The following is a 1,059-nucleotide window of genomic DNA, read 5'->3' as shown; positions in this document are numbered from 1 at the left end:
ATGCTAAGTAGCCTAAATTTCTCTTTGAGTGTAAAATATGCTTCCGCTCTCTTGTTGGCGTAAAGCTTCTCATTTGTGGCTTTGTATGAAAATTTTGCCTCTCTGACTATCCCACGCAAGCCAAAATCCACTAGAGTATCAAACACACCAGCACCAACGCCCACGCTGTCAATAAAAATAGCGTCTGGCTTATTCTCACTTCTTTCATATATTCCAAAAATCTCTCGCGCTAAGGCGGTAACACTATCAAGCCTAAATGTGTAAAAGTTTGTAACGCCGTATCCTTGTCTAATACAAAGCACGCTTTCATCATCCCCCTCACGTGCCACGTCTAGCCCCCAAACAATGCTAGCTTTTTCGTTTGGCATCTGAGTGCTAAAAGCATTTTCTATCAAAGCAAGGTTAAATAGCACGTTTGAGGTTGTATCTAAAAACTCGCCGTATATCTCTTGACGCACCACATCGCTATCTATACCGCCAAGCTCTGCCACCATTTCGTCTATTTGTTCTTTTTTTAGTAGTGGGTTATTAAAACTTGATATTTGATAATTTTTCCAGTCTTTCTCACCACTCATTCCACGTTTAGCAAGGTCATAAAAGCGGTTTTTGCCTTTTGGCACGCCGCCTATAAACGCTCTTGATTTTGGGTTATCTAGCAGCATTGCTCTTATGGCGTTGTCCCAAAGGTATGCATCTTTTAAGATAATGCCAGCTTCGTTTAGGATCACTATATCGTAGCCAAAGCCCTCGATATTTTCTGGGCGTTCCGCACTTCTCATATCAAGGTAGCCCTCGCCAATACTTAGCTTTTTGTCTTGTGCGTGAAATTTATATAGCTCTTTTGGTAGAGCTTTTAGCTCAGGCAAAAAATAGCGTTCATAATATCTTTGTAGGTTTGATGTGATAGTATCTACCCAAAGCACTTTTTTACCCTCTAAAAGCCACTCGATCGTGGCGTTTGCAATACCTTTGGTAAATCCTACACGCCGACCTTTTTCTATTGTTGTAAAGCGTGCGGTATTCTCAAAAAAGACTTCCTTTTGCCACGGCGTATAGGTG

General features: G+C 41.4%; 1 protein-coding gene. It reads right to left on the bottom strand.

Annotated features, from left to right (window positions below):
* Window positions 1-1,059 (bottom strand): hypothetical protein (locus Q0296_RS10230; RefSeq protein ID WP_298040263.1); only part of this gene is annotated, 1,059 nt, incomplete at both ends.

Origin of the sequence: uncultured Campylobacter sp., assembly GCF_937890585.1 — a bacterium.
Taxonomy (GTDB): domain Bacteria; phylum Campylobacterota; class Campylobacteria; order Campylobacterales; family Campylobacteraceae; genus Campylobacter_A.
This window is presented reverse-complemented; position numbering and strand designations above follow the sequence as displayed.